Origin of the sequence: Pseudomonas sp. NyZ201 (genome assembly GCF_049860765.1) — a bacterium.
Classification (GTDB): domain Bacteria; phylum Pseudomonadota; class Gammaproteobacteria; order Pseudomonadales; family Pseudomonadaceae; genus Aquipseudomonas; species Aquipseudomonas bharatica.
In genome coordinates this window covers 3,958,366-3,984,978 of record NZ_CP187557.1, presented here as the reverse complement: position 1 = coordinate 3,984,978, position 26,613 = coordinate 3,958,366, and the positions used below count along the sequence as shown (strand labels likewise).

Genomic DNA, 26,613 nt, shown 5'->3' with positions numbered 1-26,613 from the left:
ATGGAAACTGCAAAAGGAAAACCGTGGCTCGCCACGGTTTTCCAGTCACTCACTCTAGTGCAAAACCGCTCGGGTTTCTGGCTCGGGTTCCACCGGCCGAGCGCCGTACATCAACACTTTGGCGGCGATGGTCGCTGCGGCCAGGGCGCAGAACAGCAGGCCGGAGAGGATGGTGCCCTGCATGCCCAGGCGCTCCAGGAACCAGCCACCGGTGGTAGCGCCCAGGGTCACCCCCAGGTTGATGAACGAGATGTACAGGCCGGTGACGAACTCGGGTGCCTCGGGGGCCTCCGAGGTGAGCCAGACCTGGGTGACGATCAGGCCGCTGGTGTGGGTCGCCCCCCACAGCACCACGATGATGATCATCGGCACGATCGCCGGGCTGGCGAAGAAGTGCAGGAGCAGGTACGCCGCGCCGAGCATGATCGGGTGCATCAGCGTGGTACCCACCTTGCTCCGCGCCAGCAGGCGCCCGGCCAGCAGGTTGCCGGCGACACCGCCGACGCCGAACAGGATGAGCATGGCGCTGATCACCTCGCCGCTCATGCCGGCCTCGCGGGACAGGTACTCGGCGCTGTAGGCATACACCGAGAACATCGCCCCGAAGATCAGCGTGGAGGCAAGGATGTTCAGCCACAGGGTCGGCTTGCGCAGGATCGCCAGTTGCTTGCCGTAGGGCGCCCGTTGCCCGGCGAAGGTGTCGGGCAGGCGGGCGATGATGCCCAGGCCGGCGATCACGTTCACGGCGGTGCAGAACAGGAACGCTGCCTCATAGGAAAAGCGCGCGGCGATCCAGGTGGTGATCGGCACGCCGAAGACCATGCCCATGCTGGTGCCGACGAAGGCCTTGGCGGTCGCCTGGGTTGCCTGCTCCTTGGGGTACAGCGACACCACCGCGACGAATGCCAGCGAGAAGTACACCGGGTGGAAGAACGCCGGGATGATCCTCAGCAGCGCCAGGGACTCGTAGTTCGGCGCGTAGGCCGACAGCGCGCTGGCGGCGGCGAAGATGAACAGCGACAGGGTCAGCACGCGCTTGCGGTTGTAGCGCGAGAACAGCAGCACCATGAACGGCCCGAACACCGCGATGATCAGGGCGAACAGGCCGACCAGGAAGCCGGCCTGGGAAGCGCTGACGCTGTAGCGTTCGATGATCACCGGGAGGATCCCGACCACGCCGAACTCGATGGTGTAGACCCCGAACAGGCCCAGGGCGATGAAGAACAGTGGGTTGAACATTTTCACGGTCGATCCTCCAGGGTCACGATGATCTTGCCGAACTGCTCGCCGGCCTCCAGGTACTCATGGGCCTGGACAATCTCTTCGAAGGGGAACGTGCGGGCGATCACCGGGACCAGGCTGCCGTCCTCCAGGCCGCTGGTAACGAAGGCCTTGCCCTGGCGGAACAGCTGCGGATCGTTGACCACCTCGTGCAGCAGGTAGCCGCGCAAGGTCAGGCTCTTGCCCAGCACGGTGAACAGCGGGAAGGGCGACGGTTCGCTGCTCAGCGCGCCGTACTCGATGATGATCCCGCCGCGCGCGGTGGCCTCGGCCAGGCGCGCGATGACCGGGCCGCCGACCGGGTCGAAGACCACCCGCACACCGTTGCCGTCAGTGATCTGCGCGACCCGGGCGACCAGGTCTTCCTGGTCGCTGACGATCACCTGCACCGCGCCGGCGGCCAGCAGCTTGCGCACCTTGTCCTCGCCCCGGGTCACGGCAATCGGGATCGCGCCCAGCCGGTTGGCGATCTGGATCGCCGCCAGGCCGACGCTGCTCGAAGCCGCGGTGATCAGCACGTGGTCGCCTGCGCCCACGCCGGCTACCGCCACCAGCGCACCCCAGGCGGTGAGGTATTGCATCCACACGCCGGCGGCCTGCTGCATGTCGAGGTTGTCCGGGTGGCGCACCAGCATGGCCGCCGGCACCACCGCCTGCTCGGCATAGGTCCCCCATTGGGCGATGCTCGACGGCGGCACCAGGCTCACCGCATCGCCAATCCGCACGTCGCGTACGCCTTCGCCGACCGCCTCGACCAGCCCGGCCGCTTCGTAGCCCAGGCGGCTGGGGAAATCGGCCTGCTCCAGGTACTGGCCGCGGCGGAACATGGACTCGGCGCGGTTGAGGCCGATGGCCTTGACCCGGATACGCACCTCATCGGGGCCGGGCTGGGGCTCCGGCAATTCTTCGATCCGCAGGACCTGTGGATCACCGTACTCATGGAAGCGAACGACACGTGTCATGGTATTTCTCGCAAGGTTGGCAAAGTCGCAGTCTATGGGCGCGTCCAATGAAGAAAAACGCGCTGGAGTTCCGCTGTTAATGGACAGGAATGTCCGCAATCCTCGTCGGGCGCGGTTGGGCCAGACGGCTGGCGAGGTTGCGCACCAGCACATAGAACAGCGGGGTGAACAACAGGCCGAAGGCCGTCACGCCGAGCATCCCGAAGAACACCGCCACGCCCATGGCCTGGCGCATTTCCGCGCCGGCACCGGTGGACAGCACCAGGGGCACCACGCCCATGACGAAGGCGATCGAGGTCATCAGGATCGGCCGCAGGCGCAGCCGGCTGGCCTCTCGCGCCGCACTGGCGATGCTGTGGCCCTGGCGTTCCAGTTCGCGGGCGAACTCGACGATGAGGATGGCGTTCTTCGACGCAAGCCCCACCAGGACCATCAGGCCGATCTGGGTGAAGATGTTGTTGTCGCCGCCGGTCAGCCACACGCCGGCCAGCGCCGACAGCACCCCCATGGGCACGATCAGGATCACCGCCAGGGGCAGCAGTAGGCTTTCGTACAACGCCGCCAGCACCAGGAACACCAGCAGGGTGCTGACCGCCAGCACCCAGGCACTGCTGTCACCGGCCAGGCGTTGCTGGTAGGTCAGGTCGGTCCATTCCATGCGGATGCCCTGGGGCAGGGTGTCGCGGGCGATGTGTTCGATGGCGGCTTCGGCCTGGCCCGACGAATAGCCCGGCGCGGGCGCACCGTTGACGTCCGCCGCGGTGAAGGCGTTGTAGTGCACGACCATTTCCGGCCCGTAGCCCTGGCCCACGCTGAGCAGGGTCGAGAGCGGCACCATGTCGCCATGGGCATTGCGCACCTTGAGCCGGGTGATGTCCTCGGGGTTGGCGCGAAACGGCGCATCGGCCTGGGCGCGCACCTGGTAGACCCGGCCGAACAGGTTGAAGTCGTTGACGTACAGCGAGCCCAGGTAGATCTGCAGGGTTTCGAACACATCCGTCACCGACACCCCGAGTTGCTTGGCCTTGACCCGGTCCAGGTCGACGTCCAGTTGTGGCACGTTGATCTGGTAGCTGGAGAACAGCGGCCCCAGTTCCGGCGCCTTGGCGGCCTCGGCCATGAACGCCTTCAGGGCACTGTCGAGGGCGACGTGGCCGAGGCTGGCGCGGTCCTCGATCTGCAGCTTGAAGCCGCCCAGGGTACCCAGCCCCAGCACCGGCGGCGGTGGGAACACGGCGGTGAACGATTCGCTGATCGCGCTGAACTGGCCATTGAGTTCGGCGGCGATCCGGTTGGCCCCCAGCGCCTCGCCGGAGCGTTCGGCGAATGGCTTGAGGATCACGAAGATGATCCCCGAGCTCGACGAGTTCATCAGGCCGTTCACCGACATCCCGGGGAATTCCAGGGTGTGGGCCACGCCCGGATGCTTGAGGGCGATGTCGTTCATCTTCTGGATCACCGCTTCGGTGCGGTCCAGCGAGGCGCCGGCGGGCAGTTGCGCGAAGCCCACCAGGAACTCCTTGTCCTGGGCCGGGACGAACCCGGTCGGCAGGCTGTGGCCGAGCCAGGCGCAGGCTGCCAGCAACACGCCGAACAGCGCCAGGGTCCGGCCCTTGTGCGCCAGCACGCCGCGCACGCCGTTGCCATAGCGCGCTTCGGCGCTACGGAAGCGGGCATTGAAAGCGCTGAAGAAACGCCCGGCGAGGCGGTCGATCGCGCGCTCCAGGGCATCCTTCGGCGCGCCGTGGGGCTTGAGCAGCAGGGCGCACAGGGCCGGCGACAGGGTCAGCGAGTTGAAGGCCGAGATCACCGTGGAAATGGCGATGGTCAGGGCGAACTGGCGATAGAAGCCACCCGACAGGCCGGGCATGAACGCCAGTGGAATGAACACGCAGACCAGGGTCAGGGTAATGGCGATGATCGGCTTGCTGACTTCCATCATCGCCTTGTGCGTGGCCTGGCGTGGCGACAGGCCCTGGGCGATGTTGCGCTCGACGTTTTCCACCACTACGATGGCGTCGTCCACCACGATGCCGATCGCCAGCACCAGGCCGAACAGCGACAGGGCATTGATGGAAAAGCCGAAGGCCAGCAGCACGGCCAGGGTGCCGACGATCGACACCGGCACCGCCAGCAGAGGAATCACCGAGGCGCGCCAGGTCTGCAGGAACAGGATCACCACCAGCACCACCAGGACGATGGCTTCGAACAGGGTGCTGATCACCGCATTGATGCTCGAACGCACGAACTGGGTGGGGTCGAAGACGATCTTGTAATCGACGCCCGCCGGCATGTCGGCCTTGGCATCGGCCATGATCGCCCGCGCCCGGGCGGAGATGTCGAGGGCGTTGCCGCCGGCCATCTGGAACACCCCGAAGCCCACCGCCGGCTGGCCGTCCACCAGCGAACGCAGGGCGTAGGTGGAGGCGGCCAGCTCGATGCGGGCGACATCGCGCAGGTAGGTGACGCCGCCGTCGGGCAGGCTCCTGACCACGATCCGGGCGAACTCTTCCTCGGTCTTCAGGCGGCCCTGGGTGTTCACCGACAACTGCAGCGGCACCCCGGCCTTCATCGGCGAGGCGCCGATGACCCCGGCCGCGACCTGCACGTTCTGCTCGCGGATCGCCTGTACCACTTCGCCGGCGCTGAGGCCGCGCTGCGCCACGCGATCGGGGTCGATCCAGATGCGCATGGCATAGTCGCCACCGCCCCAGATGCGCACCTCGGCGACGCCGGGGATGCGTTCGAGCTGGCTCTTGATATTGAGGATGCCGTAGTTGCGCAGGTAGTTGGCGTCGTACGCGTTGTTCGGCGACACCAGGTGGATGGCCAGGGTCTGGGTGGAGGACGACTTGCTGGTGTTGACCCCCAGGCTCAGCACGTCCGGCGGCAGGCGCGGCAGCGCCTCGGAGACGCGGTTCTGCACCAGTTGCTGGGCCTTGTCCGGGTCGGTACCGAGGGCGAAGGTGACGTTGATCGCCAGGCTGCCATCGCTGTTGGCCTGGGATTGCATGTACAGCATGCCTTCCACGCCGTTGATGCGCTCTTCCAGCGGCGCGGCCACGCTTTGCGCCACCACCTCGGGGTTGGCCCCGGGATACTGGGCGTTGACCACGATCAGCGGTGGCACCACGTCGGGGTACTCCGATACCGGCAGGCGCGTCAGCGCCAGCAGGCCGGCGAGCAGGACCAGGGCGCTGAGCACGCCGGAGAAGATCGGGCGGTCGATAAAGAATGCGGAGATATTCATCATTGCTGCGCCTGTGGTCGGGAGGGCACCTGGACCGGCGTGACCTGGCTGCCTGGCGTGGCCAGGTGCAGGGAGCTCACCACCACCTGTTCATCGGGCTCGATGCCCTGGTCGATGACCCGCAGCGCACCCTGGCGGATGCCGGGCTTGACCTGGCGGTACTGCACGCGGCCCTCGGCATCGACCACCAGCACGTATTTCTTGTCCTGGTCGGTGCCGATGGCGCTGTCGTCCACCAGCGTGGCCGGCCGGCTGGCGCTGCCCGGCAGCAGCACCCTGGCGAACAGCCCAGGGCGCAGCTCGCCGTTGGCGTTATCGAAGCTGGCCCTGACCCGGATGGTGGCCGAACGGGTATCCAGGCGGTTGTCCAGGGAACTCAGGGTGCCCTGGCGCGGGTAGCCTTCCTCGTGGGCCAGGCCGAGCCTGACCGGTACCGGCTCGCCACCCGGGCGGTTGCCCAGGTAGCGCAGGAAGGTGGTCTCGTCCACGTCGAAGTCGGCATAGATCGGCGAGATCGACACCAAGTTGGTCAGCGCCGTCGAGCGTTCGCCGACATCGACGATGTTGCCCGGGGTGACCTCTACCCGCGAAGCACGCCCGTCGAACGGCGCCAGGATGCGGGTGTGCTCCAGGTCCAGGCGCGCCAGTTCGACCCGCGCCTGCGCCTCGTCGACCCGGGCCCGGGCTTCGTTGGCGCTCTGCACGCGTTTGTCCAGGTCGGTCTTGGCGATCGCATTGCTGTTGATCAGGTGCTCGTAGCGTTGCAGTTCCTTGTCCGCGAACTGGCTCACCGAACGTGCCGCCACCAGCGCCGCCTGGGCCTGTTGCAGGGCGGCGGCGTAGGGGCGCGGGTCGATCTGGAACATCAGGTCGCCCTTGCGCAGCAGTGCGCCATCCTTGAAATGCACGCTGACCAGGGTGCCGGCCACCAGCGGCTTGATCACCACCGTGTCGGTGGCGACCAGGCGGCCGGTGTAGCCCTGCCAGTCAACCACGTCGCGGCTGACCGCGTTCATCACCTGGACTTGCGGCAGCGGCGCCGGGGCGTTGGTGGCCTGGGCCCGGGGTGCGCGCAGGCCCATGGCGACCCCGGCGAGCGCTATGAGGGTCAAACCGGCCAGCGCCCAGGCGGGCACGCCGGTCAATTTGCGAAGGTACGAAGACATGGCAAGCATCCTTTCGAATGGAGTGGTTCAGGCCAGGGGCACGCCCAGTGGCTGTGGCGCCGGACGGGCCTTGCCCCAGCGGCGCATGGCGGGTTGCTCGACGAAGGCGAACAGCAGCCAGCCGCCCAGCAGCGACAGGGCGAACGTGGCGATGAGGATCAAGGCGGCGGGGCCGGCAGCGAAGGTCTGGCCGCCGAGCAGGTTGGTCACGCAGGTCATGATCAGCAGGTGGATCATGTAGAAGCCGAACGAGATCTCGCCCAGCCAGACCATCAGCGGATGACGGAACCAGGAGCGGCGCCGGGTCACATCGGCCGCCGCCAGGCTGGTGATCAGCAGGGCGATGGGGATCACGGTGGTCAGCGACAGGCTATAGATGAAGGGCACTTCGCCGGCGAGGAAATAGGCCAGCGCCGCCAGCGCCAGTGTCGGCGCGACCGGGATCGCCGGCCAGCGCCCGGCCATGAGAATGCGCGCCATCAGCATGCCGAGCACGAACTCGAACAGGCGCAGCGGCGGGAAGTAGTAAGCCAGCCACCACTGTTCGAGGGAGATCGGGTACTCGGCGATCTGCGGCGTGGCGCCGACGAACCTGGCGATCGCCCAATGGGTGGCGGCCAGCGCGCCCACGGTCAGGCCCGCGCTCAGCCACAGGCGCTCCTCGCGAACTTTCCACAAGGCCCGCAGCAGGAACGGGAAGGCCAGGTAGAACAGCAGTTCGCAGCACAGCGACCAGGATGGCCCGTTGACGCTGAGGAACACCGACATGTCCGGCACCCAGGCATGCACCAGCACCAGGTTGGGCAGCCAGGCGCCGATGGCCCCCAGCGGCACGGCGAACAGCACCATCGCCAGGACGAAGGTCACCAGGTGGTTGGGGTAGATCTTCACCAGGCGCCGGCGCCAGAACGCTACCAGGGTGTCGTTGCGCCGCGCCGACCAGGTGATCACGAAGCCGCTGAGGACGAAGAAGAACGACACCCCGGTCCAGCCGCCGACGCTGAACAGGCGCTGGAAGCCTGCGATGATGTCGGGGTCGGCGAAGGGGTTGAAACCAATGATCTTGGTCAGGGAGGCGTGGAAGAAGAACACCAGGGCTGCGGCGATGAAACGAAACCCGGTGAGGGAATCCAGGCGCGCGTGGGGGTGCTGGTGGTACAGGTGTGAATGCGTCATGAGTCGATACCTTTCATTAAAGATCCGGCGCCGTCGGGGATCGACGGGCCTGGTCAATTCCATGGGGCAGCTAGACGGGGCCACTCAAGCGGCATTCGCAGCAGGACCGGCGGGGTGGCCGGTCCTGTAGTCATGGGCTCCTTGTTTGCAGCGTGCAGGCGGGTGGGGTCAGGCGCCGTAGACGGCGTTGCACAGATCGACGGTGAACTGGCCGAACATGCCTTCGAAGGCGGTGTTGGTGAAGGCCACGACCGATAGTTGCTGCGCCGGATCGACGAACCACGAATGGCCGAAGGCGCCGCCCAGGCGCCAGGTGCCGACGGATTCCGGGGTCTGCGCGGCCTGTGGGTCGGTCAGCACGGTGAAGCCCAGGCCGAAGCCGCGGCCGGGCCAGTTGGCCAGTTCCAGTTGGCCGGTCTGCACACTGCCCAGTTCCTTCACCAGGCTCGCCGGCATCAGGGCGCCGCCACCCTGGCGCAGGGTTTCGAGCAGGACCAGGAACTCCCCGGCGGTGCCGACCATCCCCGAGCCGCCGGACGCATAGGCGTTGTCATCCAGGACACGGTCGGCGTCCATGCGAATGCCAGCGGTATTTTCGAATACCTCGATCACCTCGACGCCCTGCATGCGTCGTGGCGCCGGCTCGGCATTCAGGTAGGCGGCGGTCAGGCGCGAGCGGTCCGCCACCTGGAAGCGCGTATCGGTCAGGCCCAGGGGCTTGCTCACCAGTTGCTCGATCGCTTCGGCCAGGCCGGTCTCGGTGACCCGTTCGATCAAGGCACCGAGCACATCGGTGGCGATCGAGTAGCCCCAGTCGGTGCCCGGGCGATACAGCAGCGGCGCGGTGGCCAGGCGGCGGATGTTCTCTTCCAGGCTCAACGGGGCGTTTTCCAGTCCGTCGCAGACCCCGGCGCGGGCATAGGCGCCGCCGCCCTGGGCTTCAAGGAAGCCGTAGCCCAGGCCCGCCGTGTGGCTGAGCAACTGGCGCACGGTGATGGCTACGCGCGTGCCGTCGGCCAGGGTTGGCTGGAACTCCGGCAACCAGCGGGCGATAGGGTCGTCCAGGCCGATGCGGCCTTGGGCGACCAGGGCCAGGGCGGCGGCGGAGGTGATCGGCTTGGTCACCGAGGACAGGCGGAACAAGGCGTCGGCGCGCATGGCGAGGCCGGCCTCGCGGTCGGCCAGGCCGACGGCCCGGCGGTAGGTGACTTCGCCGCGGCGGGCCACCAGGACCACGGCGCCGACCAGGCGCTGTTCATTGATGGCGCTGTCCAGCGCGGCGTCGATGCGTGCCTGCATCGGGTCGGTGGCGACGGCGTTGGCGAGCTGGATGGTTTGTTTGACGGTCATGTCTGCATTTCCCTGCTGTAGTAGACGGCGCCATGCTAGGGCGCGGACATCTGCGGAAACAGAGGCTAGAATTCCGGACACATCGGACATCGGGTTCCGTAATCAGGAGCCCAGGACTCAAGGACAGAGCGTGGATAACCTCAGTGGTATCTCGGTTTTCGTGCAGGTTGCCGAAACCCGGAGTTTCGTGGCGGCGGGGCGGCAATTGGGCGTTTCGTCATCGGCCATCGGCAAGAGCATCGCCCGCCTCGAGCAGCGTCTCGGGGTCAGGCTGTTCCACCGCAGCACCCGCAGCATCAACCTGACTGCCGAGGGCGCGCTGTTTCTCGGGCGCTGCCAGCGTGTGCTGAATGAACTGGAGGCGGCGGAGCTGGAACTGTCCAGCAGTAGCAGCGAGCCGCGGGGCAAGCTGCGGGTCAGCCTGCCGCTGGCCGGGCAGTTCCTGTTCAGCCTGTTGTCCGGCTTCGCCAATCGCTACCCGGACATCCATCTGGAGCTGGACTTCAGTGATCGCCTGGTGGACGTGGTGGAGGAGGGCTTCGATGCGGTGATCCGCACCGGCGCCCTCAACGACTCGCGCCTGGTGGCCCGGCGCCTGGGCGCGTTCCGCTTCCTGCTGGTGGGCGCCCCGGGCTATTTCCAGGCCCACGGCGAGCCGCGCTGTGCCGACGACCTTGGCCAGCATGACTGCCTGCTGTACCGCGTGCCCTCCACCGGCAAGCTCGAGCGTTGGCCGCTGCCGGAGCAGGCGCCCAATGGCCCGCAGAACCTGCGCGTGGTGCTGGTGTGCAACAACATCGACATGCTGCTCAACGCGGCGCTGGCCGGGCGCGGCATTGCCTGCCTGCCCGAGTTCTCGGTCAAGGCCGCGCTCGATGCCGGGCAATTGCAGGCGGTGCTGACCGAGGAAGTGACCCGCACTATCCACTTCAGCGTGTTATGGCCGCCTAGCCGGTTCATTGCGCCGAAGCTGCGGTGTTTTGTGGATTTCATTTCCATGCATATGTGAGGGGGGGCTGGTCCTTGTGGTGCTGGTGCTGGTGCTGGTGCTGGTGCTGGTGCTGGGTATTGGGTGTTGATCCGTTTGCTTGGGCGACGCTGAGTCACCTTTTCGCCCTTACGGCGACCCACTTTTGAAGAGCGCAAAAGTGGGCAAAACGCTCTTGCTCCTACATCCGGCCCTCCGCTTCGCTCCGGGTCCCTTCCTTCCGCACTGATTCCAGGGGCCGCGCCATAGGGCAGGAGCCCGTATGGCGCGGCCCCCGGAATCAGCGCGGAGGGAGGGAGCCCGGAGCGAAGCGTAGGGCCGGATGTGGGAGCGAAAGCGTTTTGTCGGACCGCCGAACCGCCACTTTTGCGCTTTTCAAAAGTGGGTCGCCGTAAGGGCGAAAAGGTGACTCAGCGTCGCCGGAGCAAACGGATCAACACCCAATACCCTGCACCAACACACCAAAGCCAACCACTTACCGCTCGGTCAAACGAATAATCTGCCTGGCACAAAACGCCCCGGTGAGAATCACCCCGAACAGCCGCAAGGTCTGCATGGCCAGAACCAGGCCGACATCCGCGTGGGTTTCCACCGCGATGATGGCCATGGCATCCAGCCCGCCGGGGCTGGTGGCCAGGTACATGGACAGGAAATCGGTTCCGGCGACACGGGCGAGCAGCCAGGCGCAGCCCGCGCAGAGGAGGATCAGCACCAGCGCGCCGCTGATCATCGCCGGCAGGCGTTTGCCCACGTAGCCCAGGGTCTGGCGGTCGAAGCGCAGGCCGATGTAGCAGCCGATGGCACCGTAGGCGAAGGCCAGCAGCCATCCGGGCATTTCGATCACCAGCACACCGCCCAGTTGCAACGCGCCGCCAATCAGCAGCGGCATGAGCAGGGCGCCGGCGGGCATGCGGTTGCCGAGGGTGATGCCCAGCAGGATCACCAGCAGGCCCAGGGCCAGGTTGACCGGGGCCGGATCGCTGACCCGCGCCGCGGCGACCAGCCCCTCGGCCGGGGACACGCCCAGGGCATGGCTGACCAGCGAACCGACCATCACCACGCACACCACCCGCACGTACTGCATGGTCGCCACCACCCGCCCGTCGGCACCGTATTCCTCGGCCATCGACACCATCGCCGAGGCGGCGCCCGGCGCCGTGCCCCAGGCCGCGGTGCTGCCGGGAATCCCGCCGAAACGTACGGTGCCCAGGCCGACCAGGGCGCTCAGCACCACGGTCACCAGGGTGGCGAACAGCATCAACGGCCAGGCCTGGGCCAGCGACACCAGCACTGCCCAGGTCACCGAGTGGGCGACCAGCAGCCCGACGCAGCCCTGGCCGAAGCGGAACACCTGGCGATGCAGGTGCAGGTTGGCGCCGCTGACGCCGAACACGATGGCCACCAGCATGGGGCCGAGGAACAGCCCGGCGGGCACCGACAACGCATGGAGCAACTGGCCCGTGGCGCCGGCGCTCAGCGCCAGCATCAGCCAGCGCAGCCAGGAAGGTCGGGGAGGGCGCTCCATAGAGGGGGAAGGCAAGGTCGAAGGTCTCCTGCAGATGGGACAGCGACCGGGACGCAGCCCGGCCGGCAGGAAAATTATCGACGTCGCCAATCATCAAGTCTATTTTCTACTTTCGATCAATCGATAACTGAAATTCATGAATCATGGACCTTCGCGACCTTAAGTATTTCGCCACCATCGCCGAGCTCGGCCACCTCGGCAAGGCGGCGGAGAAGCTCAACCGCAGCCAGCCGGCCTTGAGCAAGAGCATCCAGCGCCTGGAGGAGTCCCTCGGTGCGCGCCTGTTCAAGCGCGACGGTCGGCGCATCAGGCTCACCGATGTCGGTGAACTGTTGTTGGCGCGGGGGCGGCAATTGCAGATGAGCATCGCCGAGACCGAGCGCGAAATCCGCGATTTCGCCGGCGGCCTGACCGGCACCCTGCGCCTGGGCTGCGCGGCGAGCATGGCCGAATACCTGCTGCCGCAGCTCACCGCCGCGTTGCTGGAGCGGGCCCCGGAACTGGTGGTGAAGCTGTCGATCGCCCAGGATGACGTGCTCAGGGAATCGCTGCGCGCAGACCGGCTGGATGTGATCATTTGCCCTTTGGTCACGGATGATGAGCACTTCGTCTCCTACCCGGTACTCGAGGATGAAATGGTCGTCGTGGCCAGCGTCGATCATCCGCTGTGGGACGCGCCGATCCAGATGAAGGACCTGTGCCGCTACCGCTGGGTGCTTGGCGGGCCTACCGTCAGTGCCAGGCGCTGGATCGACAATGCCTTCATCGCCCAGCAGTTGCCGGTGCCGCAGGTGCAGGTCGAGACCAACTCCATTTCCCTGCTGCCGCGGCTGATCGCCCGGACCCGGCTGCTGAGCTTCGTCGCCCGCGAGATCCTCGAGCATGGACAAGGCATGTCGCGTCTGCGCGAGGTGCCGCTGGCGCAGACCACCATGCAGCGTTCCATCGGTATTTCCCTGGCGGCGGGCCGCTACGTTGCGCCGGCGGCGGCAGCGCTGGTGGAGTTGCTGAAGGCAGACGGGCGACGGTTTTTCGGCGAGGCGTGAGGCGGTGGTGCAGTACCTCCTCCTTGATGCATGCGCAAGGCATCGACCGGACAATCTCGCGATACAAGGTGCGCACATCAAGCCGCCTGCAGCAGATGTGCAGATGCCCATGCTACGAATCCATCCGCAGACACAAGAACGGCGCCCGCTTTCGTCCAGCCGGGCGCCGTTCTTGTAAAGGCCGTTGAGGTGCAGCGCCTAGGCGGTGCTGGCTTTTCCGGCCTGCTCCTGCTGGCGCTTGCGCCCGATCACCAGGATCATTACGCCACCCAGGGTGCAGAGCAGGGCAAGCGGCATAAGGGCCAGGGCGTAGCTGCCGGTGGCGTCATGGATGGCGCCGTAGGCATTGACCATCAGGCCGCCGCCGATCAGGTTGGCCATCGCCCCGACGGCCGCCAGCCCGGCTGCTGCGGTAGAGGACGATAGCCAGCCGGAAACCAGGGCCCAGAACGGTCCCTTCGCCGAGTAGGCGCCCACCAGGACCATGGTCAGCATGACCACCGTTGCGCCGAGCGATGTGGTGAACAGGGTCATGAGCAGGCCCGCAGCGATCAGCAGCAGGGTCATTGCAGTGTGCCAGCGACGTTCCCCGGTGCGGTCGGAGCTGCGTCCCCAGAGAATCATCAGGACCGAGGCGACGCCGTAGGGAATGGCGTTCACCAGACCGATCTGCATCGAGTCGAGGCCGAAGGTTTTCAGCAGTTGCGGGCCCCATACGCTCATGGTGCTGCCGGCGGCGGACGCTCCCGAGTAGATCAACGCCAGCACCCAGATGTCCTTGTGACGCAGCAGCTTCCACAGGGAAATATGCCCGATCGCGGTTTTCCTCGCGGCCTCCTGCGCCAGGCGTGTGCTCAGCCACGCGCGCTGTTCGTCGCTGAGCCACCTGGCCTGTTCGGGCCGGTCCGTCAGGACGAACAGGCAAGCGATGCCGAGCAGTACCGCCGGGATGCCTTCGAGGATGAACAGCCAGTGCCAGCCGCGCATGCCCATCCAGCCATCGAGGCTGAGCAGCAGGCCGGACAGCGGCGAGCCGACGAAGTTGGCGGCGGGGATGGCCACCATGAAAATCGCCACCATGCGCGCGCGGTAGGCCGACGGCAGCCAGTAGGTGAGGTAGAGCAGTACGCCGGGGAAGAAGCCCGCTTCGGCTGCCCCCAGCAGAAAGCGCATGACGTACAGCGAGTTGGCGCCCTGGACGAATGCCGTACCGGCGGAGATCAGGCCCCAGGTCACCATGATCCTGGCGATCCAGATGCGTGCGCCGTATTTCTGCATGGCCAGGTTGCTGGGCACTTCGACCAGGAAGTAGGCGAAGAAGAACAGGCTGCTGGCAAAGCCGAAGACCTTTGCGGTCAGACCGAGGTCTTCGTTCATTTGCAGGGAGGCCATGCCGATGTTGCCGCGATCGATGATCGCGAACAGGTAGCAGAGCATAAGGAAGGGCAGCAGTCGCCAGGCGACACGGTGCATGGTGCTGCGTTCGAGTTCGTCCGGGACGGGCGTCGCTGGGGGCATGATGTTCTCCAATTGTTGTTTTTCTGGAGTGGTGCGATTTGAAGGCGCTTTGCTTCGCTAGGGAAAGCGCCGGGTGTCGGATCAGTCGTTCATCAGATGGCGATTCACCACGCAGCGCGGGTCCAGGGGCTTGCCGCCCCAGGCGTCGAGGACCTGTCCCACGGCGACCACGCCGACCCGGTCGCGGGCTTCGGCAGTGTTGGCGCCCACGTGTGGCGTGGCGACCAGGGTTGGCAGGCCCCACAGCGGGCTGTCGGCAGGTGGCGGTTCGGGGTTGAAGGTGTCCAGGCCGGCCCCGGCGATTCTGCGCTCGCCCAGGGCTTGCACCAGCGCGTCGGTGTCGACCAGTTCGCCGCGTGCGGTGTTGATCAGGATGCTGCCGGGGCGCATGCGCGCGAACTGCGCGGCACCGATCAGGTTGCGGTTGGCCTCGGTCAGTGGGCAATGGAGGCTGATGATATCGCTCTCGCTCAACAACCGATCGAAATCTTCTTCGCGCTCGACGTTGCTGCGTTGCGGCAGCGCCTTCAAGTAGGGGTCGAAGACCTTGACCTTCATGCGCAACGGCCCGACCAGGTCCATCAGGATGCTACCGATCGAGCCCAGGCCGACCAGGCCGAGGGTCTTGCCGTACAGCTCGATGCCGTTGGCCGAGGACTTGTCCCAATGGCCATCGCGCATCCGGGCATCGAGCAGAGCGGTCTGGCGCGCGACGCTGAGCATCAGGGCCAAGGCGTGCTCGGCCACGGACTGGGCATTGGCGCCGACAGCGATCGACACCGGGATACCGCGGTCGGCGGCAGCCTGGATATCGATGCTGTTGTAACCCACGCCGTGCTTGGCAATCACCCGCAGCTTCGCCGAGGCCTCGATCATCGGCCGGGTCAGCTCGCCCTGGCGAACGATGATCGCGTCGGGTTGCTCCGCACGAATGATGGCTTCCAGTTCGGCCGCCGGCAGGTAAGGGGTGGTGGGCAGCACGCGGATGCCATGGGCTGCGGCGAGGGTCATGGCATCGGCGGCCAGTTCAGGGCCTGTGAGCAGAAGGGTGCGGGACATCATGGGTACCTTTGTTCTTGTCTTGAACGATCTCGACCACGGTGCGGTGCGAGTAAGTGAACCCTAGCATAATGAAATGTCGTTTCAAAAAAATAAATTCAAATTGGGTTTAGAGGATTATTTGCGGTTTTTTAGGCTGTTGATTTGTTGAAAATGAAATGCCATTCTGAAAAAGACACCGAAAATCCATCGGGGTCGTCTAATAACATCAATAGAGGTAGGTCACATGAGCATTGGCTTTCAGGTGCTGGAACGTGCACGCAAGGTCGGCGAGGAATGGGTTGCGCGTTACCGGGAGGTTCCGGTCGCCAACGTGAGCGACTCGATGAACCGGATGACCGCTGGTGGCGCGCGGCTGCGGCCCATGCATCGCGAAGGCGTCCTGGCGGGGCCTGCACTGACGGTCAAGGCGCGGCCGGGCGACAACCTCATGCTCCATTACGCGATCGACATCGCCCAGCCGGGGGACGTGATCGTGGTGGATGCAGGCGGCGACCTGAGCAATGCCCTGATCGGCGAAATGATGGTGGCCTACGCGACCAAGCGTGGCGTGGCGGGTATCGTGATCAACGGTGCCATCCGCGATGCGGCGACCATCGCTGCTGGCGATTTCCCGCTGTTCGCCGCCGGGGTTTCCCACCGCGGCCCCTACAAGGACGGTCCGGGCGAGGTCAATGTGCCGATCGCCATCGATGGCATGGTCATCGAGCCGGGTGACCTGGTGATCGGCGACGACGATGGCCTGCTCTGCGTGCCATTCGATCACGTGGCCGAGGTGTATCAACGCGCGACGGCCAAGCACCGTGCTGAAACCGCCCAGCTGGAGCAGATCGCGCAGGGCAACAACGACCGTTCCTGGGTCCTGGACGCCTTGAAGAAGAAAGGTTGCCTGCTCCCGGGCTAAGCGCTCCCGACAGCGGCGCAGGCTGAACCGCAGCCAAGCATGCAGGCCCTTCGCGTCCCGGCTGATGCCGGGATAGCGATAAGCGGGGGTGTTGGCGGATAATGCCGCCTTTCGCCCTTGCCAATGGAAGGGCAACTGCATGCGAGGTTTTTTCGATGGTGAAAGCGCGGCCGCGTCCAGCGGTGAACGGAGTGGCTTCGGCCGACCGTGTCCTGACCGTGCTCACAGCGTTTCAAATCGGCGATTCGTCGCTGAGTCTTGTGGAACTTGCCGAGCGCACCGGGCTGATCAAAAGCACGATCATGCGCCTGATGGTGTCACTGGAAAGCTACGGCTTCGTCACCCGGATGAGTGACGGCCGCTATCAGCTGGCCAGCGAAATCATGAGGCTCAATACCGTGTACCAGGAGTCGCTCGATCTTGAGCGGCATGTCATGCCTCGCCTGCATTACCTGGCCGAGCAGACCGGTGAGACGGCGTCGTTCTACGTTCGTCATGGCGCCTACCGGCTGTGCCAGTACCGGGTGAACTCTGCCCATCGCCTGCGCCTCGATCTGCAGCCGGGCGATATGCGTCCCATGGACGAGGCGGCCGGTGCCCAGGCCCTGAGGGCGCCGTACCAGACCGGTATCGCCTTGCCGAAACCCTACTACTCCCGTGGCGCGACGGACCCGCATGCGTCCTCCATGGCCTTGCCGATCTATGGGGCGCAACAAGAACTGGTGGGGGCGCTGGTGATCTCCGGGCCAGCGAGCCGGCTGACGGAAGAGAGCGCGCAGAATTTTCGCGAGGTGTTCTTCGAAACCGCTCGCGACCTGATGCGCAGCCTGGGCCACAAGCCCGACGGCGCTTAGGTCGCATCGGGAGCGGGCCGGGCGCGCATGCCGGGGTTCACCGCTCCCGCCATTTCTCCAGCAGGATCGCCACGAATTTCTCCGCCGCCGGCGACAGCGACGCACCGCGGCGATAGACCAGGCCCAGGGTGCGGGTCACCTCCGGCTCGGCCAGCGGGATGCTGACCAGGGTCGGGTGATCGGCATCCGGCATTGCCAGGCTCGGCATGGCGGATACCCCCAGTCCGGCCTCGACCATGCCCAGCGATGTGGACAGGTGCTGCACCTCATAGAACCACTTGGGCCTGATGTTCAGGCCGCTCAAGGCATGGTCGAGGAGCATGCGGTTGCCGCTGAGGCGGCCCACGCCGATCAGCCGATAGGGCGCCAGCTCCGACCAGGTCAGGGCCTTGCGCTCGGCCAGTTCGTGGTCGCGACGGCAGGCCAGGACGAACTTCTCCTCCACCAGCGGTACGAACTCGATGTCGGCGTGCTGGCCGCTCATCATGTTGATGCCGAAGTCCGCTTCGCCGCGCAGTACCGCCTCCAGCCCGTCGTTGGCACTGAGGTCGAGCAGGCGGATGCGGATCTTCGGGTATTGCTCGTTGTATTGGCCGATCACCGACGGCAGGAAGTAGAAGGCCGCGGTCGGAATGCAGGCCAGGGTGACCTGGCCGCTCTGGCGCTCGGCCAGCTCGCGGATGCTGAGGATCGAGTCTTCGAAGTCGTCGAGCAGGCGCCGGGCCTTGGGCAGGAAGTCACGCCCGACACTGGTCAGCCCGACCCGACGGGTGGTGCGCTCGAGCAGGGGCGTGCCCAGGCCTTCCTCCAGTTTCTTGATACGCCGGCTCAGGGCTGGCTGCGACAGGTGCAACGCCTCCGCAGCCTCGTGGAAGCTGCCAAGTTCGGCGATTTTGACGAAAGATCTCAGATCTTGAAGCTCGTATTCCATCGAGAAGGGCCTTGTTCGAGGTACCTGTGATTAATGTTTGAAGTGCAATAATCCGGACGATCTTTGCATTGGATTGATCTATCCAAGCCTGTCACTCTTGTTCGCACAGCATCAATTGTGTCGATTGATAAACGAGAGTCAGTAGTCATGCAACGTATTCCTTGTGTGCTCATGCGCGGCGGTACCTCGAAAGGCCCGATCTTCCATGCCTGGGATCTGCCAGCGAACGTGGTCGAGCGCGACGAAGTCCTGCTCAACCTGATGGGCTCGGGCCACGAGCTGGAAATCGACGGGATCGGCGGCGGCAGCCCGCAGACCAGCAAGGTCGCGATCGTCAGCCCGTCGCTGCATGCCGATGCCGACGTCGATTACCTGTTCGTCCAGGTCATGGTGGCACAGCGTCGGGTCGATACGGCTCCGAATTGCGGCAACATGCTCTGCGCGGTCGGGCCCTTCGCCATCGAGCAGGGCCTGGTCAAGGGCCAGGAAGGGCGTACGCTGGTGCGCATCCGTAACCTGAACACCGGTACCTTCGTCAACTCGCTGGTGGAAACCCCGGGCGGCATCGTTCGCTACGAGGGCCGTACTGCCATCGATGGCGTACCGGGCACCGCCGCGCCGATCCACCTGACCTTCCTCGACGCGGTCGGCAGCAAGACCGGCAAGCTGTTCCCGACCGGCAAGCCGCGCGACGTGATCGATGGCGTTCCGGTGACCTGCATCGACATGGCCATGCCGATGATGATCGTCGATGCCACCCAACTGGGTGTCACCGGTTCGGAAACCCCGGCGGACCTGGACGCCAACACTGCCTTGCTCGAGCGCCTGGAAGCGCTGCGGCTCAAGGCGGGCCGGGCCATGGGCCTGGGCGATGTCAGCAACATGGTCATTCCCAAGCCGGTACTGATTTCGCCACCGCGCCAGGACGGCACGCTGCAGGTGCGCTACTTCATGCCGCACAACTGCCATCGTGCATTGGCGATCACCGGTGCCATCGGGCTGGCGACTGCCTGCGTCAGCCCGGGCACGGTGACCATGGACATGCTCGGCGACAGCGCCGCGGAACTGACCGAGGTGCGTCTGGAACATCCGGGTGGCGGCATCGATATCGCACTGTCGCGCAGCGGTCCGGACGGCAAGACCATCCAGGCCTCCGTGGTACGTACCGCCCGTCGGTTGTTCTCCGGTTTCGTCTACGCACCTGCCTCGCGACGACTTGCCGGCTGATACTTGTAGCAAATAGTCACAACAGCGCATCCGCACAAATTCAAGAATGGGTGATGCCTCATGAAACTCGCAAAATCGCTGTACTTCCAGATCATCTGCGCCGTCCTGCTCGGCGTCCTGGTCGGCCATATCTGGGGGCAGCAGGCAATCGCCCTGAAGCCCCTGGGTGACGCCTTCATCAAGCTGATCAAGATGATGATCGCCCCCGTGGTGTTCTGCACCATCGTCACCGGCATCGCCGGGATGACCGACAAGAGCAGCCTGGGCCGCCTGATGAGCAAGACCCTGCTGCTGTTCCTGGTGCTGACGGTGATCAGCCTGGCCATCGGCCTGGCCGCGGTCCATCTGTTCAAGCCCGGCGTGGGCATGAACATCGACCCGTCCACCCTGAGCATGGCGGGCCTTAGCCAGTACACCGATTCGGCGGCGAAGCTGGGCGTGGTGGACTTCTTCATGCACATCATCCCCGAGACCTTCGTCGGTGCCTTCAACAAGGGCGAGGTGCTGCCGGTGCTGTTCATCGCCGTGCTCTGCGGTTTCGCCCTGTCTGCCATGGGCGAGCGCGGCCGGCCGGTGCTGGATGTGCTGGAAGCGGTGTCGCAGATGGTGTTCCGCATCTTCGGCTACCTGATGCGCTTCGCTCCGGTCGGTGCTTTCGGCGCGCTGGCGTTCACCGTCGGCCAGTACGGCATCACCTCGCTGGGCTCGCTGGCCAAGCTGGTGATGACCCTGTACATCGCCTGTGCCTTCTTCGTCATCGTGGTGCTGGGCGCAGTGTGCCGCTTCCATGGCTTCAGCCTGTGGAAGCTGCTGCGCTACTTCCGCGAAGAGTTCCTCGTGGTCCTTGGCACCTCGTCCACCGAGCCGGTGCTGCCGCGGATGATCGAGAAGCTCGAAGGCCTGGGCTGCCGCAAGGGTGTGGTCGGGCTGGTGCTGCCGACCGGCTACTCCTTCAACCTCGATGGTACGGCGATCTACCTGTCGCTGGCCGCGGTGTTCATCGCCCAGGCCTGCAATATCGAACTGGGCCTGGGCCAGACCCTGACCATGCTGGCGATCATGCTGCTGTCGTCCAAGGGCGCGGCAGGGGTGACCGGCAGCGGCTTCGTCGCGCTGGCTTCGACCCTGACCGTGATCCACGACATCCCGCTGGCCGGCCTGGCCCTGCTGATCGGCATCGACCGCTTCATGTCCGAGGCCCGCGCCCTGACCAGCCTGGCCAGCAACGCGGTTGCCACCGTGGTCATGTCGCTGTCGGAAAAGGCCTGTGACCGCGAGGTGCTGATGCGTGCCCTGGAGGAGGGGCACCAGGCGCCTGTGGCCGAACCCGGCGAGCAGGCGGTGACCTGGACTGCCGAGCAGCCCCAGCGCCACAGCTGATCCATACCGCGTTACCCCGATACAACACTCCGATATCCCTGTCCGGCAGTCATACTGCCGGGTAGCGGATACGGCTGCCTTCACAATAAAAACAAGAGTGAATCCTATGCTCGCATTGCTTGGTTTGATCATGGTGGTGACCTTTACCTACCTGATCATGAGTAAACGTCTTTCCCCGATCGTCGCCCTGACGGTGGTACCGATCGTCTTTGCCCTGATCGGCGGTTTCGCCCCGGACCTGGGCAAGATGATGCTCGACGGCCTGAAGATGGTCGCGCCGTCCGCCGCGCTGCTGCTCTTCGCCATCCTGTTCTTCGGCCTGATGATCGATGCCGGCCTGTTCGACCCGCTGATCCGCAAGATCCTCAAGCGGGTCAACGGCGACCCGATCAAGATCGCCATCGGTACCGCGCTGCTGTCGCTGCTGGTGGCCCTGGACGGTGACGGCACCACCACCTACATGATCACCTGCGCGGCGATGCTGCCGCTGTACAAGCGCATCGGCATGAACCCGATGATCCTGGCGACCATTTCCATGCTCTCGCTGAGCATCATGAGCGGCATGAGCCCTTGGGGCGGGCCGGCGACCCGGGCGATCGCAGCCCTGGGCCTGGACGCCACCGAGTACTTCATCCCGATGCTGCCGACCATGATCGGCGGTGCGGCGTGGGTGGTCTTCACCGCCTTCCTGCTGGGCCGGGTAGAGCGCAAGCGCATCGGCAACATCAAGCTCGAGTCCGGCGGCGGCAACTGCTACATCAAGGCGATCCTCGAAGATACCCCTTACAAGCGTCCGCGCCTGGCCTACGTCAACCTGCTGCTGGTGATCGTGGTGATGGTCGCCCTGGTGATGGGCCTGATGCACGCGGCCATCCTGTTCATGATCGGCTTCGTTGCGGCCCTGATGATCAACTACCCGCAGCTGGAACTGCAGAAAGAGCGGATCCTTGCCCATTCCGGCAACGCCATGACCGTGGTCCTGCTGGTGTTCGCCGCCGGTATCTTCGCCGGGATATTCTCGGGCACCAAGATGGTCGACGCCCTGGCCCAGACCCTGGTCGCCTGGATTCCCGACGCCTGGGGCCACTGGTTCCCGCTGGTGGTGGCGCTGACCAGCATGCCGCTGACCTTCGTGCTGTCCAACGACGCCTACTACTTCGGCGTAGTACCGATCCTGGCCAACGCTGCCGCGGCCTACGGTATCGACCCGATCGAAATCGCCCGCGCCTCGGTGCTCGGCCAGCCGGTGCACTTGATGAGCCCGCTGGTGGCCTCGACCCTGCTGCTGGTGGGCATGGTCGATCGCGATATCGGCGATTTCCAGAAGGCCACGGTGAAATGGGCGGTGCTGACCTCCCTGGTGATCACTGCACTGGCCGTGCTGACCGGCGCCATTTCGTTCTTCGTCTGAAAACACCCAATAAAAATAAACCGAGTTTTCATCATGACCCGTATCTACAGTCGTGCGGCCGCCTGCGGCCTGTGTTTCTGCTACCTGCCCGGTGTCGGCGCCGCAGGTTTCATCGAAGACAGCAAGCTCAAGCTGCAACTGCGCAATGTCTATTTCAACGAAAACTTCCGTGACGAGCAGGGCATGAGCGCCCGCGCCGCGGCCACCGCGAAAAGCGAGCGGGTCGAGTGGGCGCAGGGCTTCCTGCTCGATTACCAGTCCGGGTTCACCCAGGGCACCCTGGGCTTCGGGGTCGATGCCCTGGCCCTGGTCGGCGTGCGCCTCGATTCGGGCAAGGGCCGCAGCGGTACCGGCCTGCTGCCGGTGCATGACGATGGCCGCGCTGCCGACGAATTCGCCAGTGCCGGGGCGACGGCCAAGGTCCGCCTCGGCCAGACGGTGCTGCGCCACGGCACCCAACTGCCGAAGAACCCGTTGCTGGTCTACAACGACGCCAGGTTGCTGCCGCAGACCTACCAGGGCACCGAACTGGTGAGCAAGGACATCGCCGGCCTGACCCTGACCGCCGGCCATCTGGACCGCTTCAAGCTGCGTGATTCCACCGACAGTGTCGGCCTGTTCCTCGATGGCTACAGCGGCGGCGCCTCCGGCGATTTCAACTACGCCGGTGCCGACTACGCCTTCAGCAAGCAACTGCGCCTGAGCTATTTCCACGGCGAGCTGCAGAACTTCTATCGCCAGGACTTCGCCGGTATCCAGCACGACCTGCCGCTGGCCGGCGGCGTGCTGACCAGCGACCTGCGCTACTTCAAGAGCCAGGACAGCGGCGCAGCCCATGGCGGCAAGATCGACAACGACATGCTTAGCGGGCAGCTGTCCTACGCCCACTCCGGGCACACGGTCGGGGCCGGCTACCAGGTGCTCCAGGGTGACGCCGGCCTGCCTTATATCAGCGGCGCCACCGTGTATTCCTTCAGCAACGTGGGTATCGGCAAGTTCATCGAGGAAGACGAAAAGACCTGGATGGCCAGCTACGCCTACAACTTCGCTGCCGCCGGGGTCCCCGGCCTGACCTTCATGGCCCGCTACCTCAGCGGCGACAACGACCATTCCGGCAGCGCCAGCCGCCAGGAATGGGAGCGCGACATGGAGCTGGCCTACGTGGTGCAGTCGGGCACCTTCAAGGGCCTGGGCGTCAAGGCGCGCAACTATGTGTACCGCTCCGACTATTCCCGCGGTCGCGACAGCAACCGGATCTACCTCACCTACGACATCGCGATCTGGTAGCGGATCGTTCAAGGACGCACGGATATGTTCAGCTGGCTTGCCAACCTCCCTGTCGCCCGGAAGCTGATGATCGGCTTCGGTCTGTTATGCCTGATGAGCGTGCTGATCTTCGGCGCCGGCCGGCATGCGATCGACAGCCTTTCCTATCGCATGGACCGGATGAGCGCCGTGAATCGGCTGATGGACGATTTCTCGAAGTTGCGCCAGGAGCGCAGCGCGTTCGTCGAGAGCGAAGGCGGCGGGCAAGCGGCCAACGAGCTGAAGGAGAAAATCCGGCAGGTCGCCGGCAACCTGGAAGCATTGGGTGATTTCTTCACCCAGGAGCAGAACAGGCAGCGAATCGAGGAGATGGCCCGGCACCTTGCCGCTTACCAGGCAAACATCGGTGAGCTGGAAAAGGCCTACCGGCAGATAGAGGAAGCGCGGGCCACCCGGCGCCTCAGCGGCGACCAGGCCTTGAAAGGCCTGGACCAGCTGAATGCGTTCCTGGAGGGCGAAGGCTACTCCAGCGAACGCCGCCTCGAACTGTACAAGGCGATCAAGGACGTGCAGATGCAGTTTCTCTATGCACGTTTCGAGACCCGCGCCTATACCTACGGCGCCAATCCCAAGCAGTACTCCGCGGCAACCGGTGCCATCGATGCGGCGCTTGCCAGCCTGGCCCCGGTACGCGAAGTCCTGGGCAACACGGACGCCACGCTTTTCAACGAACTTGAACGCGCCATGCGCACCTACCGGCAGTCGCTGGACAGTCATCAGGCGGCCCTGGCCCAGGCCAGCGCCATTACCCAGCAAGTACAGAATGACGGCGATGCGCTGGTGCGCATCAGCCAGGAACTCTACGAGCACCAGATGCAACTGCGCGAGGAGGATACCCGCGCGGCGGCCTGGACGCTGACCAGCGGCCTGGTCCTGGCGCTGGTCTTCGGCGTGCTGGGGGCATTGCTCATTACCCGGCAGATCGTGCCGCCCCTGCGCAGTGCGTTGCACAACGTGCAGCGCATCGCCAGTGGCGACCTGAGCCACCAGGCGCTGGTGCAGCGCACGGATGAAATCGGCCAGCTGCAAACGGCCCTGCAGCGCATGACCGATAGCCTGAGGGGGCTGATCGCGCACATCGGCGAGGGGGCATCGCGTATCGGCAGCGCCACCGGGGAACTGGCGGCGATTACCCGGCAGACCGCCGCCAGCGCCAACGAGCAGAAGCTGGAAACCGAACAGGTGGCCACGGCCATGCACGAAATGACCACCTCGATCCAGGACGTGGCGCGCAACGCCGTGGAAACGGCGCGCAGCGTAGACCAGGCGGCAGAGGAGGCCGCCAGCGGTGCACAGGTGGTGGCCGGTGCGGTGGTGCAGATCGAATCCCTGGCCAGGGAGGTGGAACTGACCGGTGAAGCGGTCGGCAGCCTGGCGCGGGAAAGCAGCCGCATTGGCGGCATGCTCGATGTGATCAAGGCGGTGGCCGAGCAAACCAACCTGCTGGCCCTGAACGCAGCGATCGAGGCGGCCCGGGCCGGCGAAGCAGGGCGCGGCTTCGCAGTGGTCGCCGATGAAGTCCGCGGCCTTGCCCAGCGCACCCAGCAATCGACCGAAGACATCGAAGTGCTGATCGCCGCCCTGCAGCAGGGCACCCACCAGGCGGTGCAGCGCATGGAGGCCAGCCGCGACCTGACCGGCGAAAGCGTCAGGCTGGCGCGCGAAGCTGGCCAGGCGCTGGGCAGGATCACCACCCGCATGAGCGGCATCCAGGGCATGACCCAGCAGATCGCCACGGCGGCCGAACAGCAGGGCGCGGTCGCCGAGGAAATCAACCGCAGCGTGCTCAGCGTACGCAACATCGCCGACCAGGCCCATGCCGCAAGCGGGCAGGTCAGCGCGGCCAGTGTCGAAATGGCCGGGCTGGGCGAGGTCTTGAACGACCAGGTGCAACGCTTCCGGCTGTGAAGGCTTTCGCGCCTGCCTGTCGATTTGTCGCGCCGGATGGGGTATCAGTAGGGCAACCGCCGCCATGTGCGCATGGCGGCATGTCCCGGGTTGAAATGACCATGAGCCGCTGATGACCGATTCCAACGACGCCTTCTCCCTCGCCACGCAACTGACCCGCCTGGGCCGTGACCACGACATGCAGCACGGCTTCGTCAACATGCCGGTGTTCCGCGGCTCCACCGTGGTGTTCAAGACCCTGGCCGACCTCGAGGCGAACCGCGGCCGCTACACCTACGGGACCAAGGGCACGCCGACCATCGAGGCGCTGGAAAATGCCTGGAGCGCACTGTCCGGTGCGGCAGGCACGGTAATGTCGCCGTCCGGGCTTGGCGCCCTGGCCCTCGCGCTGTTCACCACGCTGAAAAGCGGCGACCACCTGCTGATGCCCGACTCCACCTACCAGCCGACCCGCATGCTCTGCGACAACCTGGTCAGGAAATTCGGCGTCGAGGTGACCTACTACGATCCGCTGGTCGGCGCCGGTATCGTTGCGTTGCTCAAACCCAACACTTCGACCATCTTCCTTGAGTCCCCCGGCTCGCAGACCTTCGAAGTCCAGGACGTACCGGCCATCACCGCCGTGGCCAGGGCGCGCGGGATCAAGACCATCATCGACAATACCTGGGCCACGCCGGTGTTCTTCCGTGCCCATGAACACGGCTGCGACCTGGCGGTGGAGGCGGGGACCAAGTACCTGGGCGGGCACTCCGACCTGCTGATGGGGCTGGTCACGGCCAATGCCGAAACCTGGCCGGCGCTGCGCAAGACCTACGACGCCATGGCCATGCTGCCCGGGGCCGAGGATTGCTTCCTGGCCTTGCGCGGCCTGCGCACCCTGCACCTGCGCCTTGAAGAAGCGCAGCGCCGCGGGCTGGAAATGGCCCACTGGATGGCCGTGCAGGCCGAGGTCGCGACGGTGCTCCACCCGGCCTTCCCGGAATGCCCGGGGCATGAGATCTGGAAGCGTGATTTCACTGGTTCCACCGGGTTGTTTTCGGTGATCCTCAAGCCCGGCTACAGCAAGCGCAACCTGGCCCATATGCTCGATCACCTGGAAATCTTCGGCATGGGTTATTCCTGGGGCGGGTTCGAGAGCCTGGTCATTCCCTTCGACTGCAGCGGCTACCGCACCGCCACCCGCTGGGCCCCGGGCGGGCTGGCGCTGCGGTTGCAGATCGGCCTGGAAGGCATGGAAGACCTCAAGCGCGACCTGCGCGCGGGCCTGGATCGCCTGGCTGGCTGAGGCTCCACGGGGCCGCGTCGCTTCCATCAGAACGTTTGCGCCGCCGTACCGTCAGAGTTAGCAACG

20 protein-coding genes and 1 pseudogene are annotated in these 26,613 nt (G+C 65.5%); 11 read left to right on the top strand and 10 right to left on the bottom strand.

Going from position 1 to position 26,613, the window contains the following annotated elements:
- Window positions 1–54: 54 nt before the first annotated feature.
- The 6 genes from ACPFMA_RS17645 to ACPFMA_RS17620 all read right to left on the bottom strand — a co-directional run bounded on the left by ACPFMA_RS17645 (window position 55) and on the right by ACPFMA_RS17620 (window position 9,185).
- Window positions 55–1,245 carry an MFS transporter gene (locus ACPFMA_RS17645; protein WP_009404649.1) on the bottom strand — a complete coding sequence of 397 codons (1,191 nt, stop codon included), beginning with the start codon at window positions 1,243–1,245 and terminating at the stop codon, window positions 55–57.
- On the bottom strand, window positions 1,242–2,243 hold the full coding sequence (locus tag ACPFMA_RS17640) for a zinc-dependent alcohol dehydrogenase family protein (RefSeq protein ID WP_425928343.1): 1,002 nt from the start codon (window positions 2,241–2,243) through the stop codon (window positions 1,242–1,244). The genes ACPFMA_RS17645 and ACPFMA_RS17640 overlap by 4 nt, the downstream gene beginning before the upstream one ends.
- Before the next feature lie 76 nt (window positions 2,244–2,319).
- Window positions 2,320–5,493, bottom strand: a complete 3,174-nt coding sequence (locus ACPFMA_RS17635) for an efflux RND transporter permease subunit (protein ID WP_425928342.1) — start codon at window positions 5,491–5,493, stop codon at window positions 2,320–2,322.
- Window positions 5,493–6,659, bottom strand: coding sequence for an efflux RND transporter periplasmic adaptor subunit (locus tag ACPFMA_RS17630; RefSeq protein ID WP_420058411.1), 1,167 nt, complete (start codon window positions 6,657–6,659; stop codon window positions 5,493–5,495). Before ACPFMA_RS17630 ends, ACPFMA_RS17635 begins: the two co-directional genes overlap by 1 nt.
- Before the next feature lie 27 nt (window positions 6,660–6,686).
- Window positions 6,687–7,835 carry an acyltransferase family protein gene (locus tag ACPFMA_RS17625; RefSeq protein ID WP_425928341.1) on the bottom strand — a complete coding sequence of 383 codons (1,149 nt, stop codon included), beginning with the start codon at window positions 7,833–7,835 and terminating at the stop codon, window positions 6,687–6,689.
- A 168-nt stretch (window positions 7,836–8,003) separates the two neighbouring features.
- Window positions 8,004–9,185 carry a serine hydrolase domain-containing protein gene (locus ACPFMA_RS17620; RefSeq protein ID WP_425928340.1) on the bottom strand — a complete coding sequence of 394 codons (1,182 nt, stop codon included), beginning with the start codon at window positions 9,183–9,185 and terminating at the stop codon, window positions 8,004–8,006.
- A gap of 130 nt (window positions 9,186–9,315) precedes the next feature.
- On the opposite strand from ACPFMA_RS17620, the gene ACPFMA_RS17615 reads away from it, so the two are divergent.
- Window positions 9,316–10,194, top strand: a complete 879-nt coding sequence (locus tag ACPFMA_RS17615; RefSeq protein WP_064302905.1) for a LysR family transcriptional regulator — start codon at window positions 9,316–9,318, stop codon at window positions 10,192–10,194.
- Window positions 10,195–10,648: 454 nt separating this feature from the next.
- Here the strand turns inward: ACPFMA_RS17615 and ACPFMA_RS17610 are convergent, their stop codons facing one another.
- Complete coding sequence (locus tag ACPFMA_RS17610) at window positions 10,649–11,698, bottom strand: AbrB family transcriptional regulator (RefSeq protein WP_425930607.1); 1,050 nt, start codon at window positions 11,696–11,698, stop codon at window positions 10,649–10,651.
- A gap of 143 nt (window positions 11,699–11,841) precedes the next feature.
- Between ACPFMA_RS17610 and ACPFMA_RS17605 the strand changes: the two genes are divergently transcribed.
- Window positions 11,842–12,744 (top strand): LysR family transcriptional regulator, encoded by a 903-nt coding sequence (locus ACPFMA_RS17605; protein WP_425928339.1) that lies wholly within the window; start codon window positions 11,842–11,844, stop codon window positions 12,742–12,744.
- 198 nt (window positions 12,745–12,942) lie between these two features.
- Here the strand turns inward: ACPFMA_RS17605 and ACPFMA_RS17600 are convergent, their stop codons facing one another.
- Both ACPFMA_RS17600 and ACPFMA_RS17595 read right to left on the bottom strand, forming a co-directional pair.
- Entirely contained in the window at window positions 12,943–14,262 is a 1,320-nt protein-coding gene (locus tag ACPFMA_RS17600) for an MFS transporter (protein ID WP_425928338.1), read from the bottom strand.
- Between the two features lie 81 nt (window positions 14,263–14,343).
- Complete coding sequence (locus tag ACPFMA_RS17595; protein WP_425928337.1) at window positions 14,344–15,321, bottom strand: hydroxyacid dehydrogenase; 978 nt, start codon at window positions 15,319–15,321, stop codon at window positions 14,344–14,346.
- Between the two features lie 226 nt (window positions 15,322–15,547).
- Here ACPFMA_RS17595 and ACPFMA_RS17590 point away from each other — a divergent pair, with 226 nt between their 5' ends.
- Both ACPFMA_RS17590 and ACPFMA_RS17585 read left to right on the top strand, forming a co-directional pair.
- Complete coding sequence (locus tag ACPFMA_RS17590) at window positions 15,548–16,225, top strand: RraA family protein (protein WP_425928336.1); 678 nt, start codon at window positions 15,548–15,550, stop codon at window positions 16,223–16,225.
- Between the two features lie 155 nt (window positions 16,226–16,380).
- Complete coding sequence (locus ACPFMA_RS17585; protein ID WP_425928335.1) at window positions 16,381–17,079, top strand: IclR family transcriptional regulator; 699 nt, start codon at window positions 16,381–16,383, stop codon at window positions 17,077–17,079.
- Between the two features lie 37 nt (window positions 17,080–17,116).
- Here ACPFMA_RS17585 and ACPFMA_RS17580 read toward each other — a convergent pair whose 3' ends face one another.
- Window positions 17,117–18,010, bottom strand: coding sequence for a LysR family transcriptional regulator (locus ACPFMA_RS17580; RefSeq protein WP_009407939.1), 894 nt, complete (start codon window positions 18,008–18,010; stop codon window positions 17,117–17,119).
- A 147-nt stretch (window positions 18,011–18,157) separates the two neighbouring features.
- On the opposite strand from ACPFMA_RS17580, the gene ACPFMA_RS17575 reads away from it, so the two are divergent.
- The 7 genes and pseudogenes from ACPFMA_RS17575 to metC all read left to right on the top strand — a co-directional run bounded on the left by ACPFMA_RS17575 (window position 18,158) and on the right by metC (window position 26,547).
- Window positions 18,158–19,237 carry a 4-oxalomesaconate tautomerase gene (locus ACPFMA_RS17575; RefSeq protein WP_081263226.1) on the top strand — a complete coding sequence of 360 codons (1,080 nt, stop codon included), beginning with the start codon at window positions 18,158–18,160 and terminating at the stop codon, window positions 19,235–19,237.
- Window positions 19,238–19,297: 60 nt separating this feature from the next.
- On the top strand, window positions 19,298–20,617 hold the full coding sequence (gene dctA / locus ACPFMA_RS17570; RefSeq protein ID WP_009407943.1) for a C4-dicarboxylate transporter DctA: 1,320 nt from the start codon (window positions 19,298–19,300) through the stop codon (window positions 20,615–20,617).
- Window positions 20,618–20,723: 106 nt separating this feature from the next.
- Entirely contained in the window at window positions 20,724–22,028 is a 1,305-nt protein-coding gene (locus ACPFMA_RS17565) for a CitMHS family transporter (protein ID WP_420058408.1), read from the top strand.
- 33 nt (window positions 22,029–22,061) lie between these two features.
- Window positions 22,062–23,315: an OprD family porin gene (locus ACPFMA_RS17560; protein WP_420058407.1), complete on the top strand. Its 1,254-nt coding sequence runs from the start codon at window positions 22,062–22,064 to the stop codon at window positions 23,313–23,315.
- Between the two features lie 24 nt (window positions 23,316–23,339).
- Window positions 23,340–24,404, top strand: a pseudogene (locus tag ACPFMA_RS17555) (methyl-accepting chemotaxis protein); the annotation flags it as partial.
- Window positions 24,399–25,262, top strand: coding sequence for a methyl-accepting chemotaxis protein (locus ACPFMA_RS17550; RefSeq protein WP_425930606.1), 864 nt, complete (start codon window positions 24,399–24,401; stop codon window positions 25,260–25,262). The pseudogene ACPFMA_RS17555 and the gene ACPFMA_RS17550, both read left to right, overlap by 6 nt.
- A gap of 112 nt (window positions 25,263–25,374) precedes the next feature.
- Window positions 25,375–26,547, top strand: a complete 1,173-nt coding sequence (gene metC / locus ACPFMA_RS17545; RefSeq protein WP_425928334.1) for a cystathionine beta-lyase — start codon at window positions 25,375–25,377, stop codon at window positions 26,545–26,547.
- The last annotated feature ends 66 nt before the right edge of the window (window positions 26,548–26,613 follow it).

Coding starts and splice junctions, on each gene's coding strand:
- ACPFMA_RS17640 (WP_425928343.1), bottom strand. CDS start 2,243: ATGACACGTGTCGTTCGCTTCCATGAGTACGGTGATCCACAGGTCCTG.
- ACPFMA_RS17635 (WP_425928342.1), bottom strand. CDS start 5,493: ATGAATATCTCCGCATTCTTTATCGACCGCCCGATCTTCTCCGGCGTG.
- ACPFMA_RS17630 (WP_420058411.1), bottom strand. CDS start 6,659: ATGTCTTCGTACCTTCGCAAATTGACCGGCGTGCCCGCCTGGGCGCTG.
- ACPFMA_RS17625 (WP_425928341.1), bottom strand. CDS start 7,835: ATGACGCATTCACACCTGTACCACCAGCACCCCCACGCGCGCCTGGAT.
- ACPFMA_RS17620 (WP_425928340.1), bottom strand. CDS start 9,185: ATGACCGTCAAACAAACCATCCAGCTCGCCAACGCCGTCGCCACCGAC.
- ACPFMA_RS17610 (WP_425930607.1), bottom strand. CDS start 11,698: ATGGAGCGCCCTCCCCGACCTTCCTGGCTGCGCTGGCTGATGCTGGCG.
- ACPFMA_RS17605 (WP_425928339.1), top strand. CDS start 11,842: ATGGACCTTCGCGACCTTAAGTATTTCGCCACCATCGCCGAGCTCGGC.
- ACPFMA_RS17600 (WP_425928338.1), bottom strand. CDS start 14,262: ATGCCCCCAGCGACGCCCGTCCCGGACGAACTCGAACGCAGCACCATG.
- ACPFMA_RS17595 (WP_425928337.1), bottom strand. CDS start 15,321: ATGTCCCGCACCCTTCTGCTCACAGGCCCTGAACTGGCCGCCGATGCC.
- ACPFMA_RS17590 (WP_425928336.1), top strand. CDS start 15,548: ATGAGCATTGGCTTTCAGGTGCTGGAACGTGCACGCAAGGTCGGCGAG.
- ACPFMA_RS17585 (WP_425928335.1), top strand. CDS start 16,381: ATGGTGAAAGCGCGGCCGCGTCCAGCGGTGAACGGAGTGGCTTCGGCC.
- ACPFMA_RS17580 (WP_009407939.1), bottom strand. CDS start 18,010: ATGGAATACGAGCTTCAAGATCTGAGATCTTTCGTCAAAATCGCCGAA.
- ACPFMA_RS17575 (WP_081263226.1), top strand. CDS start 18,158: ATGCAACGTATTCCTTGTGTGCTCATGCGCGGCGGTACCTCGAAAGGC.
- dctA (WP_009407943.1), top strand. CDS start 19,298: ATGAAACTCGCAAAATCGCTGTACTTCCAGATCATCTGCGCCGTCCTG.
- ACPFMA_RS17565 (WP_420058408.1), top strand. CDS start 20,724: ATGCTCGCATTGCTTGGTTTGATCATGGTGGTGACCTTTACCTACCTG.
- ACPFMA_RS17560 (WP_420058407.1), top strand. CDS start 22,062: ATGACCCGTATCTACAGTCGTGCGGCCGCCTGCGGCCTGTGTTTCTGC.
- ACPFMA_RS17550 (WP_425930606.1), top strand. CDS start 24,399: ATGACCGATAGCCTGAGGGGGCTGATCGCGCACATCGGCGAGGGGGCA.
- metC (WP_425928334.1), top strand. CDS start 25,375: ATGACCGATTCCAACGACGCCTTCTCCCTCGCCACGCAACTGACCCGC.